13 protein-coding genes are annotated in these 13,768 nt (G+C 65.2%); 11 read left to right on the top strand and 2 right to left on the bottom strand.

What is annotated here, in order from left to right:
* Positions 1–296: 296 nt before the first annotated feature.
* The 5 genes from XH84_RS24670 (at position 297) to XH84_RS24650 (ending at position 6,014) form a co-directional block, all read left to right on the top strand.
* Positions 297–2,393, top strand: coding sequence for an adenylate/guanylate cyclase domain-containing protein (locus XH84_RS24670; RefSeq protein WP_128918653.1), 2,097 nt, complete (start codon positions 297–299; stop codon positions 2,391–2,393).
* A gap of 244 nt (positions 2,394–2,637) precedes the next feature.
* A complete protein-coding gene (locus XH84_RS24665; RefSeq protein ID WP_128918708.1) occupies positions 2,638–3,207 on the top strand; it encodes a DUF2087 domain-containing protein in 570 nt (189 codons plus the stop codon).
* Positions 3,204–4,154, top strand: coding sequence for an alpha/beta fold hydrolase (locus tag XH84_RS24660; RefSeq protein WP_128918652.1), 951 nt, complete (start codon positions 3,204–3,206; stop codon positions 4,152–4,154). Before XH84_RS24665 ends, XH84_RS24660 begins: the two co-directional genes overlap by 4 nt.
* The gene (locus XH84_RS24655; RefSeq protein ID WP_164936148.1) at positions 4,135–4,719 is read left to right on the top strand and encodes a HutD/Ves family protein; all 585 of its coding nucleotides are present in this window, start codon (positions 4,135–4,137) and stop codon (positions 4,717–4,719) included. Before XH84_RS24660 ends, XH84_RS24655 begins: the two co-directional genes overlap by 20 nt.
* 104 nt (positions 4,720–4,823) lie before the next feature.
* Positions 4,824–6,014 (top strand): adenylate/guanylate cyclase domain-containing protein, encoded by a 1,191-nt coding sequence (locus tag XH84_RS24650; protein WP_128918650.1) that lies wholly within the window; start codon positions 4,824–4,826, stop codon positions 6,012–6,014.
* Positions 6,015–6,028: 14 nt separating this feature from the next.
* Here the strand turns inward: XH84_RS24650 and XH84_RS24645 are convergent, their stop codons facing one another.
* Entirely contained in the window at positions 6,029–6,646 is a 618-nt protein-coding gene (locus tag XH84_RS24645) for a TetR/AcrR family transcriptional regulator (RefSeq protein WP_128918649.1), read from the bottom strand.
* A gap of 76 nt (positions 6,647–6,722) precedes the next feature.
* On the opposite strand from XH84_RS24645, the gene XH84_RS24640 reads away from it, so the two are divergent.
* From XH84_RS24640 to XH84_RS24620, 5 genes are all read left to right on the top strand, one after another.
* A complete protein-coding gene (locus XH84_RS24640) occupies positions 6,723–7,199 on the top strand; it encodes a redoxin domain-containing protein (RefSeq protein WP_128918648.1) in 477 nt (158 codons plus the stop codon).
* Between the two features lie 27 nt (positions 7,200–7,226).
* Positions 7,227–7,901 (top strand): SDR family NAD(P)-dependent oxidoreductase, encoded by a 675-nt coding sequence (locus XH84_RS24635; protein ID WP_128918647.1) that lies wholly within the window; start codon positions 7,227–7,229, stop codon positions 7,899–7,901.
* The gene (locus XH84_RS24630) at positions 7,864–8,805 is read left to right on the top strand and encodes a DMT family transporter (protein ID WP_128918646.1); all 942 of its coding nucleotides are present in this window, start codon (positions 7,864–7,866) and stop codon (positions 8,803–8,805) included. Before XH84_RS24635 ends, XH84_RS24630 begins: the two co-directional genes overlap by 38 nt.
* Before the next feature lie 132 nt (positions 8,806–8,937).
* Positions 8,938–9,732, top strand: coding sequence for an adenylate/guanylate cyclase domain-containing protein (locus tag XH84_RS24625; protein WP_128918645.1), 795 nt, complete (start codon positions 8,938–8,940; stop codon positions 9,730–9,732).
* Between the two features lie 209 nt (positions 9,733–9,941).
* Positions 9,942–12,584 carry an EAL domain-containing protein gene (locus XH84_RS24620; RefSeq protein ID WP_245471842.1) on the top strand — a complete coding sequence of 881 codons (2,643 nt, stop codon included), beginning with the start codon at positions 9,942–9,944 and terminating at the stop codon, positions 12,582–12,584.
* Between the two features lie 223 nt (positions 12,585–12,807).
* Here XH84_RS24620 and XH84_RS24615 read toward each other — a convergent pair whose 3' ends face one another.
* Positions 12,808–13,083: a hypothetical protein gene (locus XH84_RS24615; RefSeq protein ID WP_128918643.1), complete on the bottom strand. Its 276-nt coding sequence runs from the start codon at positions 13,081–13,083 to the stop codon at positions 12,808–12,810.
* 445 nt (positions 13,084–13,528) lie between these two features.
* Between XH84_RS24615 and XH84_RS24610 the strand changes: the two genes are divergently transcribed.
* Positions 13,529–13,741: a hypothetical protein gene (locus tag XH84_RS24610; RefSeq protein ID WP_128918642.1), complete on the top strand. Its 213-nt coding sequence runs from the start codon at positions 13,529–13,531 to the stop codon at positions 13,739–13,741.
* The last annotated feature ends 27 nt before the right edge of the window (positions 13,742–13,768 follow it).

Genomic DNA, 13,768 nt, shown 5'->3' with positions numbered 1-13,768 from the left:
GATGGGCGCCGCCTGGCAGGCGATGCGCGCATGGTCTCCTTCGCCGCGCGCGCAGCTTGCGTTACCTGCAGGCTGCTCACGAAGCCGTGAGACCGATTGGATCGGGCGCACCGCCGGTGCGCTTGGGCCGGTATTAGCGGGCAGGCGTCGGCTCAAAGCCAATGCCTAGGCTCTATCGAGACGGTAGCCACCGGGCATTGGCGGCGCGGGTCGGTTTCCTGCCAGACGTAACGGACGAGCGCCGGCGGCGTAGAGCAATGTCAGTGGCGCGCGTGAACCGGCAGGCGAAGACAGCGATGAACGTTGATCCCGAACGACGGCTTCGTGCGATCGCAAGGCTGACGGTCAGCATCCGCCTCGCGGTGTCCGCGCTGGTCCTGGCTGCGATCCTGCTGACGGCCGCCCTCTCCAGCCTGCTCTGGTGGCGTACGGCGGAGGCGACCAGCCGGCAGCTCGCCTCGACCATCAACGAGCAGATCGTGGCGGCGGTGCGCAAGGAGGTCTCGGCCATCGTCGACGAGGCGCGCGCCGCGCACACCGCGATCCGCACGCTGTTCCTGCAGAACGTGCTCGACACCCGCGAGGCCGACAAGCGGGAGTTCGTGTTTCTCTCGCAATTGCAGTCGCAGGCGACGATCTCCTGGGTCGCTTTCGGCTGGCCCGACGGCTCCTTCTTCGCCGCGCACAAGCTCGGCGATCGTCGTCTGGAGATGATGGAGATCTCGCTGACCGATCATCCGGGCCAGCGCCGCGTCGATGAATATGACGTGGTGCCCGGCGACATCGAATTCGCCAATCGCCGCTTCGAGCCGACCGGCTTCCACGTCGCCGATCAAGCCTGGTTCAAGGCCGGGCTCAACGCGGACGATCCGCAATGGTTCAGGGTGATGGACCACGCGACCGGCGAGCGGCCGTCGATCGCCTTTGCCGGCCCGATCGACGTCTATCAGGAGCGGCAAGGCGTTCTGGCCGTCATCATCGAATACACAAGGCTCGCGCGCTTCCTGTCGCAGCTCGAGGTCGGGCGCACCGGGACTGCCTTCATCGTTGATAGCAGCGGCGAGCTCGTCGCGGCGCCGGACAAGGACGCAGACGAGCTCCATCCGGCGCGCGGCGATACCACGCTGCTGCCGCTCGCGCGGCTGGCGCTCGACAAGGCGGGGGAGGCCGGCCGCAAGGAGGCGTGGCGAAGCCGGCTCACGACGGCCGGCGCGGCCTACGAGGTTGCGCTGACGCCGCTGCCGTTTCCCGGCTGGTCGCTCGCCACCGTGATTCCGGAGGCCGAATTTCTCGGGCCGGTCGAGACGACGTTGCACCGCCTGATCCTGGGCCTTGCCATCGGCGCCGTGCTCGCGGCGCTGGCCTCGGCGATGCTGGCGCGCTCGGTCATTGCTGCGCCGCTGTCGCGCGTCGTCGGTGAGCTTCGCCATGTCGAAGCCTTCGCGCTGGAGCAGGTCCGCCGCCATCCCTCACGGCTCAAGGAGATCGCGAGCCTGTCCGGTGCGATCGCCGAGATGGCGTCCGGCCTGTCCGCCTTCCGCAAGTTCATCCCGGCCGATCTCGTCCGCGACCTGCTGCGCCAGGGTGTCGAGGCGAGGCCCGGCGGCGGCGTCCAGGAGCTCAGCGTGATGTTCATCGACATTGCCGGCTTCACCGGCCTGTCCGAGCGGCTCGGCGATCGCGTGGTGCCGCTGCTGTCGCGCTATCTCGACGTCACCTCGGAGATCATCGTCGCCAATGGCGGCACCATCGACAAGTTCATCGGCGATGCCGTGATGGCGTTCTGGGGCGCGCCGCAGCCGCAGGACGATCATGCCGCGCGATGCTGCCGCGCGGCGCTCGCCTGTCGCAAGGCGGTGGAAGAGTCGGGCCTCGTCGACGATCTCGGCCAGCCGCTCCAGATCCGGATCGGCATCAATTCGGGCCGCATGCTGGTCGGCAATATCGGCTCGGAGCTGCGGCTGAACTACACCGTGATCGGCGATGCCGTGAACGTCGCCAGCCGGCTCGAAGGCGCCAACAAATCCTATGGTACGCAGATCCTGATCGGCGAGACCACCGAGCGTCTGGCGCGCGGCGCCGTCATCACGCGCGAGGTCGACAGCATCGCGGTCTACGGACGGGAGGAGGGACTTTCCGTCCACGAACTGATCGGGATGGTGAACGAGGGCGCCATCGGCGGCGAGGCGATCGGCTGGATCGCGGATTACGAGCGCGGCCTCGCCTGCTATCGCGCGCGGCACTTTGCCGACGCGCTCGCCGATTTCGAGACGGTGTTGAAGCGGCGCGGCCACGATCGTCCCGCCGAACTGATGCGCGACCGCTGCCGGCAGCTCGCATCGGCCGCGCCCGGCGCCGCCTGGCGGGCGGTGGCGGCCCTGACGTCGAAATAGCGGCGTCAGAATCCGCGACAGGCGGCGCTCCGATCGCGCCGTCCGCGCATCTCACATCAGGCTCTTGAGCCCGCCGGGCGTCTATAGTAAGGATTGGGTGGGTCTGCAGTTCACCCAGGCGTCACCGTCCCGCGAGGGAAGCTAAACCTGCAAGGCTCATTCGTACCGACACCAAACCTCGTGCCGCGTCGTAAGCCGGTGACCTCCGACAATCCTATCCGGATCGGCACATCGAGGATTGGTCATGGCCAGAACTCCCATTGCTTTTGTTGCGAGCGACATCTCCGCGCTCGCGAAATCCGTGCGCGCCCAGCTTCTGCAGCGGACGTCGCCACCCGGGCACGTCGAGCTGCTCAACATTCTTGCGCGCGCGACTGGACACAAGAACTACCAGCACTTCCGGGCAGGTGCGGTCGGCAAGCCCGCGGATGACCGCAGCAGTCCCGCGGCCCAAGACGATGCGGTCGATTTGAAACGCGTGCAACGCGCGGCGCGCCATTTCGACGACCACGGCAGGCTGCTGCGTTGGCCGGCCCGCCACAATTTGCAGCAGCTGAGCCTCTGGGTGTTGTGGTCCGGCTTCCCGCCGCGGTGCAGTCTGGCCGAGGCGGAAGTCAAGAGGCTGTTGAACAGTCGACACGCTTTCGCCGACGATGCCTTGCTTCGCCGCGCACTATGCGATCACGGCCTCGTCTCACGCACGGCCGATGGGCGAGCCTATCGCAGGATCGAGCGTCGGCCGCCGATGGAGGCGGCCGCGCTTCTGCGCCAGCTCAAGACCAGCGCAGCCGGACGACCGGAAGCTGCGGCATGATCGCAAATCCGGACGACCTGCCGCTCGCCGGGCCTGCCCCGGTTTCGGTGCAGACCTCTCGCGGGACAGCCCAATGCGCGATCGCAGGTGAGGGGCCCGCCATCCTGGCCATCCATGGCGGCATGGGCGGCCACGACCAGTCGTGGCTGCTGGCGCGCGCCCTCGCCAGGACGCTCAGAGACAAGCAGGTGGTGGCCGTGTCCCGCCCGGGCTATCTCGGCTCGCGCCTCGCGCTTGGCACGTCACCCGACGAACAGGCCGATGTCTATGGAGCGCTGCTCGACGCGCTCGGGATTGCGAGTGCGGCGGTCGTTGCGGTCTCCGCCGGCGGTCCCTCGGCACTGCAATTCGCCGCACGGCACCCTTCGCGCTGCCACTCGCTCGTGCTGGTCTCGGCCTGCACGGGACAATTGCAAACGCCGCCGGAGATCAAAGCGCGCCTGCGCCTGATGCGCCACCTAGCACGTCTTCCCGGATTGCCTCGCATCCTGAAGTGGCAGGCTGAACGGAATCCGCAAGCCGGTGCCCGCCGCGCGATTCCCGATGTCGCCATGCGCGAACGGACCTTGCGCCATCCGAAGGCCGGTCCGCTGTTGCGCACCTTGCAAGCGAGTGTGTTCGCACATCTGTCCGCCCGGCTTCCGGGAACTATCAACGACATCGCGCAGTTTGCCGCGCTGGAACAGCTGCCCGCGGGATCGATCTCGGCGCCTGTTCTTGTCGTGCACGGATGCGCCGACAATGTCGTGCCGTTCTCGCATGCCGAGAATGTCTGCCGGGCAGTCCCGCAGGCGAAGCTGCTGGCGATCCCCGACGGCCGCCACGTCTCGCTATTCACGCATCTGGACTTGGTGCGCAAGGAGGCCGAGCCGCTCTTGGATGCGCGCGAACGCACTCCCCTGCACCCTCAACGCATCGAGGATCTCCATGAAGGCAACACTGCTTAGATCCGAAGACTACACGCGCGCGCCCTGGAAGAACGGCGGCGGCATCTTCACCGACATTGCGGATGCCTATCGCAAAGACGCTCCGCAGAAGAATTGGGACAGCCTGCTCTGGCGCTTTGCGTCCACGCCGATCGTGGCACCCGGCCCGTTCTCTCACATGCCGGGCATCGATCGCTTGCAGATGGTCGTCGGCGGTCGCGGGCTGGTGCTGAAGTCGCCCACGCAGGAGTTCGACGAGCGTGAACCTTTTACGACGGTGCGCTTCACCGGCGAGATGGAGATCGTGACCGCGCTCGAAGAAGGTCCGGTCGAGGTTGTGAACCTGATGGCCCGGCGCGGTGCGGCGGAGATCGATCTTGTTGCGCTTCGCGAGCCCGGCACGCGGCTGCTTGCCGCCGGCACACATCTGGTTTACGCCGCGCGCGGCGATTGCCGCATCCGCCTCGACGGCGAAGAATTTTTGCTTTCGCACGCGGACACGCTGAAGGTGGAACTCGCCGCGGCCTCGCAGCTCGCGCTGATGTCGGGGCTGGCGGTGCTGGGCTCGATCCGGCCGGTCGGCTAGCGCGATCGCTCCCTGCGCACAATCCGGGCAATTGGCCAGGTTGACGGCGCGCAACTGGAGCGCGATATGTGCTGCGATGCAGGCCACAGCTTAAGGGGCACGATATGAACGCGCCGACCAACAATGCTCCCACGCTGTCCGACGGCGTCGTCGACTGGCTGACCAACGGCACGCGCGACGAGCGCTTCATCGACAACATCTTCGCGCAAATGTGCATTCGGCTCCAGCAGGTGGGCATTCCGCTGAAGCGGTCGACGCTTCATGTCCTGATCCACCATCCGCAATGGCTTGGCGCCCGCTTCATGTGGTCCGACGGCATGCGCGAGGCGGAGATCGCGCGGGTCGACTATGACGTGCGCGAGCGGTCCGAATACATCGGCAGCCCCGCCAACGAAATGCAGGACGGCGCGACCGAGGTGCGGGAGAATCTCGAACGTGACCCCGCGCTCGGCCGCAAGCATGCGCTTTACGACGAGATGCGCGAAAGGGGCCTGACCGACTATGTGGCATGGCCGCTCTACCATACGCTCGGCAAGCGGCATCTCATCACTTTCGCGACCGACCGGCCCGGCGGCTTCGATCACGCGCATATCGCCGCCCTCAAGAAGCTCTTGCCGGTGCTTTCGCTGGTCAGCGAAATCCGCATCAAGAACCGTCTGGCGCGTACCCTGCTGGAGACCTATGTCGGCTCCCATGCCGGCGAGCTCATCCTGGCCGGCGCCACCCGGCGCGGCACCGGCACGACGGTGCGCGCAGCGATCATGATCTGCGACCTCAGAGATTTCACCAAGATTTCAGACAACTGGCCGCGCGACGATGTCATCGATCTGCTCAACGATTATTTCGACGCGATGTCGGAGCCGATCGCGCGGCACGGCGGCGAGATCCTGAAATTCATCGGCGACGGACTGCTCGCCATCTTCCCGCTTCAAGAGCCCAACGCCTGCACAAACCTGCTCCATGCCGTCACCGAGGCCCGTCAGGCCATGGTGGCCCTGAACGAGCGAAACAACGCGACGAGCCGCGCGCCGCTGAACTACGGCATCGGCGTCCATGTCGGCGACGTCATGTACGGCAATATCGGATCGACCAGCCGGCTCGACTTCACCGTGATCGGCCCCGCCGTCAACATGGCCTCTCGGCTCGAAGCCCTCACCAAGCAGCTGGGACGAACGGTGCTGCTGTCGCGCGACTTTGCGGAGCTGGTGCAGCCGAAGTTCGAGCTGGAGCACGTCGGCAAGCACGAGGTGCGCGGCTTCAGCGATCCGATCGAGCTGTTTGCGTATCACGGCTGAGGCGGGCAGCCCGGCTAAAGCTCGAGCCGCGCGGCGACATGCTCGATCGCCATATCCAGCGCCAACTCCAGAGGCCTTGTCGAGCGCAAGGTTTGTGCGAGCAGCAGTCCTCCTTGCAGGCTGGCGAGCATAGCCTCTGAAAGCGCCTTCAGATCGTTGGTGGGCTTCTTCCCGGCCCGCGTCTGCATTCTCGCGAATGCCGCTTCGAAATAGCCAGCCCAGCGCGCAAAGCTCTCCGCCAGCGCTGCGCGCGTGCGCGGCGTCTCCGAGAGTTCTGCCGCCAACGAGCCGAGCGGGCAGCCGCCTGCGCAATTGGTCTGATCCGTCAGCTCGACCACCGCGTCGCGCCAGCGGCGAAGCCCGGTGAGGGAATTGAGCTTTCGCAACAGGCCCTCGTGAGTTCCCAGCACGCACTCAGCCTGCCGCTGGATCACCGCCAGCACGAGCTCATCCTTGTCGGCGAAGTAGTGATAGACCTGCGATTTGCTGGCCTTGCTGGCTTCGATCACTGCATCGATCGTCGTGTTTGCGGCGCCTCGGGCGCGCACGAGCGCCGTTGCCGCATCGACGATGCGCGCGCGTGTTGCCGCGCCCCGTGCCGTCTTGGGCATTGTAGTCACGTTTTCGTTCATGGCTTTCACCGTACTTGACAGCAAATGCGCTGGCAAGTATTTGGACTAAATAGTCCACTTTTTCGAGAAGACAAGAATGTCCCGTCTCAACAATGGCGATGCCTTTCCGGCTCTGACGTTCGATACGGTCGCCGACGGCACCGTTTCGGTCGCGCCCCACTTGGCAGGCCACCACGGCGTGGTCCTGATATATCGCGGGTCGTGGTGCCCGTATTGCAATGCGCAGCTTTCGGCCTTTGCGCGCGCGAAGGAGAAGCTCGATGAGCTCGCAATCAAGGTCGTTGCCATGTCCGTCGACGACAAGATCGACGCAGCGACGCTAGTGGAGAAGCATCGGCTGAACTTTGCGGTCGGCTATCGCGTCGATGCCGATAGGATCGCTGCGGTGACCGGCGCCTATGTCAACGAAAGCCCGCGCTATCTGCAATCCACCGGCTTTGTTCTCGACCCAAACGGGAGGGTGATCACCGCCGTCTATTCCAGCGGCGCGATCGGACGGCTCGTCGCCGAGGACGTCATCGGCTTCGTCCGTTACGTGAAATCCAAGGCGTGACGTCAACTGAAACCAGGAGACCCGGACATGAGCTCGAATGAGATCGCCATTGTTGTTGGCGCGGGTGCCGGATTGGGCAACGCGCTCGTTGCGCGCTTTGCGGATGAGGGCATGCGCGTGGCTGCGGTCTCGCGCAGTGGCGGTGCGGGCGAGCCCCAACGCGATCTGGTTCGCCGTTACTCTTGCGATGCCACGGACGCTAAGCAGGTCAAAGAGGTGTTCGAACGCGTGCGGGGCGAACTTGGACCGCCATCCCTGGTCGTGTTCAACGTCGGCATATGGGATCGGGGAGGAATCCTCGACATTTCCGCGGATTTGTTCGAGCAGGCGTGGCGCACGGGTTGCTTTGCCGGGTTCTTGGTCGGGCGCGCCGCGGCGACGTCCATGTTGGAGAGCGGAGGCGGAACGATCATTTTCTCCGGTGCAACCGGATCGGTCCGCGGCGGCGCCGGATTTGCGGCGTTTGCCTCTCCGAAATTCGCCCTGCGCGGGCTGGCACAAGCGATGGCTCGCGAGCTGGGCTCAGAGAGCATTCATGTGGCGCACGTCGTCCTCGACGGCATGATCGCGCGGGAGGACGATTCCTCGGAGACCCTGCTTCAGCCTGCGGCGATCGCACAGAGCTATTATCAGTTGCACCGGCAGGCCCGCAGCGCGTGGACCCATGAGCTCGATCTGCGGCCGTTCAGTGAAAGATTCTAGATCGTCGACCGCTGCAGCAATCCGAGCCGTCGCCCCGAAGCCGCGCGACTGGCTGCTGCTGCTGTCCCTGGTGTTGATTTGGGCCGTCAGTTGGCCGGTCATCAAGATTGGTGTCGGACAGATTCCGCCGATCTGGTATGGCTTTCTGCGTTATGCGGTCGCGGCGCTCATCCTGTTCGCAGTGCTGGTTGCGCGGGGTGAGCTTGCGTTGCCGCCGCCCGCTGATTTCCCCTTCGTCGTCATTTCGGGCGCGCTTCAAATGGCGGCGTATTCGGCGCTCACCGGTCTCGCCCTGACGATCTTGCCGCCGGGGCGCGCGTCCGTGCTGGCCTTTGCCACACCTATCGTGGTCGCGCCGCTTGCGGCCTGGCGGCTGGGTGAAGATCTGGGGCCGAAGGCGGTGGCGGGCGTGTTGGTCGGATGTGCAGGAACTGCCGTTATCGCCTCGCCATCCTTTGCCGTCGTCGGCAGGCAAACCCTGGCCTACGCGATGCTGATGGGCGCCGCAACGGCTTGGGCCATCACCATCGTGACAGTACGGGGGCATCGCTTCACCTCTTCGGCGTTGAGCCTCGCCCCTTGGCAAATGCTCATCGCGGCAATCCTGCTCCTTCCCATCGCGATCTCTGTCGAGGGAGCCCCGCCAACAATATCGCCGCTTGGCGCGGCCACGCTCCTCTATGTAGCACCGATCGCGACCGCGTTCGCCTATTGGGCCGTGGTCGAGGCCGGCCGTCGCTTTGCCGCAAGCACCATGTCGATGGCGCTGTTGGCGACACCCAGCGTGGGCCTGCTGATTTCCGCGTGGGTGCTGAAGGAGCCGATCAATGCTTCTCTCGTCGCGGGGGTGGCACTGACCGCGATCGGAATCCGTCTGACGATTGCGCCGACGCGGAGGGGATGATCGACGAGATCCAAGTCGACTGCGAGCCATTGCTCGGTGAGCGCGCACGGCAGTTCGCCTGTTGCCAACGCGGGAATGTGCAACTACGCTTCACCTCGACCAGCCCACGGTCCTACGATCAGCTGCACGTACATGCCCAAATTTCTTCGCATCGGAGTCCATCAGTCGAACGTATCGGGGTACACGTCGAAGGCGTGGTGCGTCCGGCGGGTTGGTTCGGCGGTTTTCCTGAAGTGGGGCGCCGTGGAGGTCCAGGGCGCTGGCGATGGGCGAACGGTCTACTGGACGCGTCTGCCGCAGGAGAAGACGGTTCGCTGCGGCACGGTGCAGCGCGCCCAGGACTACACGAAGGCCGCGATCGCGCGGCGCCGCAGCCACCGCTATGAGCCGTTGATCGGACCGATCGAGCTGCGGCGTCGATCCGGCGAGCGCAGTGCCGAGCTCAAGCAGGCACTCGCCACCATCCTGATCGTCGATATCGTCGGCTCCACCGCAAAGGCCGCGAAGCTCGGCGATGCGCGCTGGACCAAGGTCATGGGCCACTATTACGCCGCCGTGCGCAAGGAGCTGAAAAGCACGCGCGGCAGGGAAGTGGTGACCACCGGCGACGGCGTACTGGCGACCTTCAAGGCGCCGGCTTCCGGCATCCGCTGCGCGACCGCGATTCAAAAGGCCGTGCGCACGCTGGGGCTCGACATCAGGGTCGGGCTGCATGCGGGCGAATATAGTGTGAGCGGGGGCGAGATGGTCGGTCTCGCCTTTCACATCGGCACGCGCGTCGCCGCCAAGGCGCGTGCCGGCGAAGTTCTCGTCTCGAGCGCGGTCAGGGACCTGGTGGCGCAGTCCGAGATCCGCTTCAGGGATCACGGCATGCACCAGCTCAAGGGCGTGCCGGAGCGGTGGCGGCTGTACCGGGTTGAAGATTGAGCGCGGCTGGAACCGCCTCAACCTCCGCGATGGCGGGTTGCGGAGCGCGGAACTCGTTGACGGGATTGGCTTCTTCCTATTCGCGCTAGCCGCGTTAAGGTCGGAGACACCACACGCCTTTACGGGTCCTTCGCCTCTCTGCCCTAGCCTTCGGAGTGGTTGGGACGGCATTGATGGGCTTCTTCGCGCGGCTTCGTGATTCTTTCTCCGTGGGCGACACGACCGATCCGCTCGGCCGCGCGCTGCTCGTCGAGCAGTTCCGGGTGCTTCGCGAGCAGGTGCCGGTGCTCTACGCCGTGCTCCTCGTCGACAGCATCAGCGTAGGCTTGGTCCTCCCGGACACGGTCTCGGCATGGCTGAGATTTGCCTTGCCGGCCGCTCTCCTTGCCATTTGTTTGTTCCGGCTGGCCCAATGGCTCCGGTTGAAGAAGGCCGATTTCACCGCCGAGGAAGCCTATCGCGAGCTTGCAAGGGCTCGTCTCGCCACCGTGGTGATCTGCTCCAGCTTCGTGATCTGGATTCTCGCGCTGTTCATGGCCGTGGATCCCGGCCTGCGCGCTCCGGTTGCCCTTCTCATCTTCATGGGATGCGTCGGAACGGCCTATTGCCTCGGCAGCTTCCCGCCGGCGTCCCTGCTGACGATGCTGATTGCCGGTGCACCGATCGCCACGCTCCTACTGCTCTCCGGTGACGGCATGATGATCTCGGTCGGGATCAATCTGCTGGCGTTGCTTGCCCTGCTCGCCCGGATGATCAACACCAATTTTCGTTCTTTCGTGAAGCTGGTCGAGACCCACGGACGGCTGTCCGAGGAAGGTGATCGCGCGCGGACCGCAGAGCAGACCGCGACCGCATTCGCGGAGCGCTTCGACAGGGCGCTCAATAACATGTCCCACGGTCTCTGCTTCTTCGACACCGATCAGCGCCTGATCGTCTGCAACCGGCAGTACCTCGAGGTCTACGATCTCGACCCGAAACTGGTCCGGCCGGGCATGAAGCTGAACGAGATCGTCGATCTCCGCTATTCGGTCGGCAGCGCCCCGAAGATGTCCAAGCAGGATTATCTGGACTGGCGCAATAGCGCTTCGGTGACCGCCGAGAACTCGGATACGACCGTGGAATTGACCAACGGGCGGATCGTGCGGATCCGGCATCGCCCGATGGAGGGGAACGGCTGGGTCGCGACCCACGAGGACATCACGGAGCGCCATCGAACCGAAATGGCGCTTGCGGAAGCGGAGGCCTCTTTCCGCCTGCTCTTCGAAGAGAACCCGCTTCCGATGTGGGTTGTCGATGCGAAGACGCGTCAGCTCATCGCCGTGAATGGCGCGATGTGCCGGCATTACGGCTATGTCCGCCAGGATCTCCTCGCCATGTCCGAGCATCAGCTCGCGCATGGTGAGCAGCAGGCAGGAGCCGAACGCGACTGCGAATTGCACAGGACCGCGGACGGCGAGGCGATCGAGGTCGTGATCGAATCCCGGCCGCTGGTCTATGACGGGCAGTCCGCCCATGTCTGCGTCGCCTTCGATGTGACGGAGCGCAATCGGGCGCAGCAGAGGGTGAGCTATCTCGCCTGTCACGATGCGCTGACGGAACTGCCGAACAGGGCCGCCCTGGACGAGTATCTCGGCGCCGCGATCGAAAGAGCGGAGATTACCGACAGCGCCTTTGCCGTGCTCTGCATCGATCTCGATCACTTCAAGGAGATCAACGACCGTTTCGGCCATGCCGTCGGCGACGCCGTGCTGTGCGAGGCCTCGCGGCGCCTGCAGGAAGCCGCGCAGGGATGCTATGTGGCGCGCGTCGGCGGCGACGAATTCATCGGCATCACCGATCAGTCGCCGCTGCCAGCAACCGCAGAGCTGCTCGCCACCAGGATGCGGGCCCAATTCGAGCAACCGATCGAGGTTGACGGCCATGCGCTGAAGATCGATCTCTGCGTCGGCGCCGCGCTGTATCCGAGAGACGCCGATAATTCCGTTTCACTGCTGGCGAATGCGGATGCTGCGCTCTATCGCGCCAAGCACGAGGGCAGGGGAGCCATCCGCCTGTTCACCAGCGCGATGGATCAGCAGCTGCGGGACCGCCGCGCGCTGGAGCACGATTTGCGCAACGCCGTCGAACGAGGCGAGCTCTATCTGGAGTATCAGCCGCAGCAGCATCGCGACGGCACGCTCATGGCCTATGAGGCGCTCGTGCGCTGGCGGCATCCGGTGCGCGGTATCATCCCTCCGGGAGAATTCATCCCGATCGCGGAGCAAAGCGGTTCCATCGCAGAGATCGACGACTGGGTCCTGATGGAGGCGTGCAGGGAAGCGGCGTCATGGGATCAGCCGCTGCGGGTGGCCGTCAACGTCTCGGCGGCGCAGTTTCGCCGGGAAAATCTCGACGGGCAGGTCCGTCGGGCGCTCCGGGACAGCGGGCTTGCGGCCGCGCGTCTCGAGCTCGAAATCACCGAAGGCGTCCTGATCGAGGATATGTCGCGCGCCAAGCGGACGATGCAGTCGCTCAAGGCGCTCGGCATCCTGATCGCGCTCGACGATTTCGGAACCGGATATTCATCGCTGTCATACCTCGAAGCGTTTCCTCTGGACCGCATCAAGATCGATCGATCCTTTGTCGCCTCGCTCGGCCAGAGCGAGCGGTCGCTGGCCATCGTACGGGCCGTGATCGGCCTCGCCCACGGGCTCGGGGTGCCGGTGCTTGCGGAAGGCATCGAAACCGAAACACAGATGTCGGTCCTGGTACAGGAAGGCTGCGACGAGATGCAGGGATATTTGATCGGGCGGCCTGGGAGCCTTGCGCGCTCCAGACAAAGCAAGAATGCTTCCAGGCGAGCTGCATCCTGACCGCAGCTGCATGCGCCTTTAGGCAATGATTGAGTTGGGCCGAGGCCCAGCGTGTGATGAGATCACGTTTGCACCCCCTCTCCCGCTTGCGGGAGAGGGTCGGGGAGAGGGCTTCTTCCGCAACGGGATAATCCCCAAGAGGAGAAAACCCTCTCCCGGTGCTTCGCGCCGACCTCTCCCGCAAGCAAGCGGTAGAGGTGAACGCCCCCGCACTCTGCAGCCATTAGCCGGCCGGACGGGTGCAGTCGCATTTCGGGCAGCGGCCGTCCGCGGCGCTGGCGAGCTGGTGGCCGATCTCTTCCCTGAGGGCGTTTGCCTCGAAGGGCGTCCCATCGCTCCTGAGGATGCGCTTGGCGCGTTCGTACGCATGGCTCTCGGCGGCGTCGTCGCCCACGCGGATGATCACCTCATCGTGGAACGGGCAGACCGTGGTCGCGCGCGTCGTCTCGAGCGCGTAACGCACAGCCGCAGAGAGATCGTCGAGGTTGGCGGACATCATGGCTGCTCTCCTGGTCGAGGCGGTCCCGATGGTGGCCTGTCGCCGGCGGCGGGCATTCGTGTCGGCCGGCCGGGCGAAATCAATCAGCCTCGGTTTCCGAGGAGGTTTTCCAAGGGGGCACCGAGGCCGATTGCATGGTCTGTCCAGGGCTGGGCCATCCAACCCGCGGTACCGGCCTTCGTTCCATCGAACCCGCCGGCGAAGCCGCTCTCCAAAGCCGGCTCCCTGATCGCGGTCGCTTGCACCCTGTCTTCCGAAGCGGTGCCCGGAGTGCCTAGGAGTCCGGGCTCCGCTTCGTTCGGCACCGGATCGACAGCGCGCCCGATGCTGGACAGAGGATAGGGCGCGGCAGGCCATTTGCATTGACCCATCGCAAACCATAGGGAAGGCCCGTAAGGGATCGTCCGCAATTTCGCCGGCTCAGATTAGGGCGCATGAAAGCAGCATGCAGCGCCAGATCCTCTTCAGGTGCCCGCGCACCGGCATGAACGTCCAGCATCGGACCGATGACGAGCGGCCCGAGCGTTCCGAGCCGGCGGACAGTTATGTGCCCGTGAGGTGCCCGGCCTGCATGTCGCTGCACTTCGTCAACAGCACCACGGGCAAGCTGCTGAATGAGCCGAGCGGGCAGCCCGGCTCCAGGCCGCGTTCCGCCTGATCCGTCCGCGCCGATTGCGCTGCGACG

Source organism: Bradyrhizobium nanningense (assembly GCF_004114535.1).
GTDB lineage: Bacteria > Pseudomonadota > Alphaproteobacteria > Rhizobiales > Xanthobacteraceae > Bradyrhizobium > Bradyrhizobium nanningense.
The sequence above is the reverse complement of the archived record's forward strand: the minus strand, read 5'-3'. Positions and strand labels throughout refer to the sequence as shown.

Excerpts from the sequence above, each read along its gene's own strand:
- XH84_RS24670 (WP_128918653.1), top strand. The coding sequence starts at position 297 with ATGAACGTTGATCCCGAACGACGGCTTCGTGCGATCGCAAGGCTGACG.
- XH84_RS24665 (WP_128918708.1), top strand. The coding sequence starts at position 2,638 with ATGGCCAGAACTCCCATTGCTTTTGTTGCGAGCGACATCTCCGCGCTC.
- XH84_RS24660 (WP_128918652.1), top strand. The coding sequence starts at position 3,204 with ATGATCGCAAATCCGGACGACCTGCCGCTCGCCGGGCCTGCCCCGGTT.
- XH84_RS24655 (WP_164936148.1), top strand. The coding sequence starts at position 4,135 with ATGAAGGCAACACTGCTTAGATCCGAAGACTACACGCGCGCGCCCTGG.
- XH84_RS24650 (WP_128918650.1), top strand. The coding sequence starts at position 4,824 with ATGAACGCGCCGACCAACAATGCTCCCACGCTGTCCGACGGCGTCGTC.
- XH84_RS24645 (WP_128918649.1), bottom strand. The coding sequence starts at position 6,646 with ATGAACGAAAACGTGACTACAATGCCCAAGACGGCACGGGGCGCGGCA.
- XH84_RS24640 (WP_128918648.1), top strand. The coding sequence starts at position 6,723 with ATGTCCCGTCTCAACAATGGCGATGCCTTTCCGGCTCTGACGTTCGAT.
- XH84_RS24635 (WP_128918647.1), top strand. The coding sequence starts at position 7,227 with ATGAGCTCGAATGAGATCGCCATTGTTGTTGGCGCGGGTGCCGGATTG.
- XH84_RS24630 (WP_128918646.1), top strand. The coding sequence starts at position 7,864 with ATGAGCTCGATCTGCGGCCGTTCAGTGAAAGATTCTAGATCGTCGACC.
- XH84_RS24625 (WP_128918645.1), top strand. The coding sequence starts at position 8,938 with ATGCCCAAATTTCTTCGCATCGGAGTCCATCAGTCGAACGTATCGGGG.
- XH84_RS24615 (WP_128918643.1), bottom strand. The coding sequence starts at position 13,083 with ATGATGTCCGCCAACCTCGACGATCTCTCTGCGGCTGTGCGTTACGCG.
- XH84_RS24610 (WP_128918642.1), top strand. The coding sequence starts at position 13,529 with ATGCAGCGCCAGATCCTCTTCAGGTGCCCGCGCACCGGCATGAACGTC.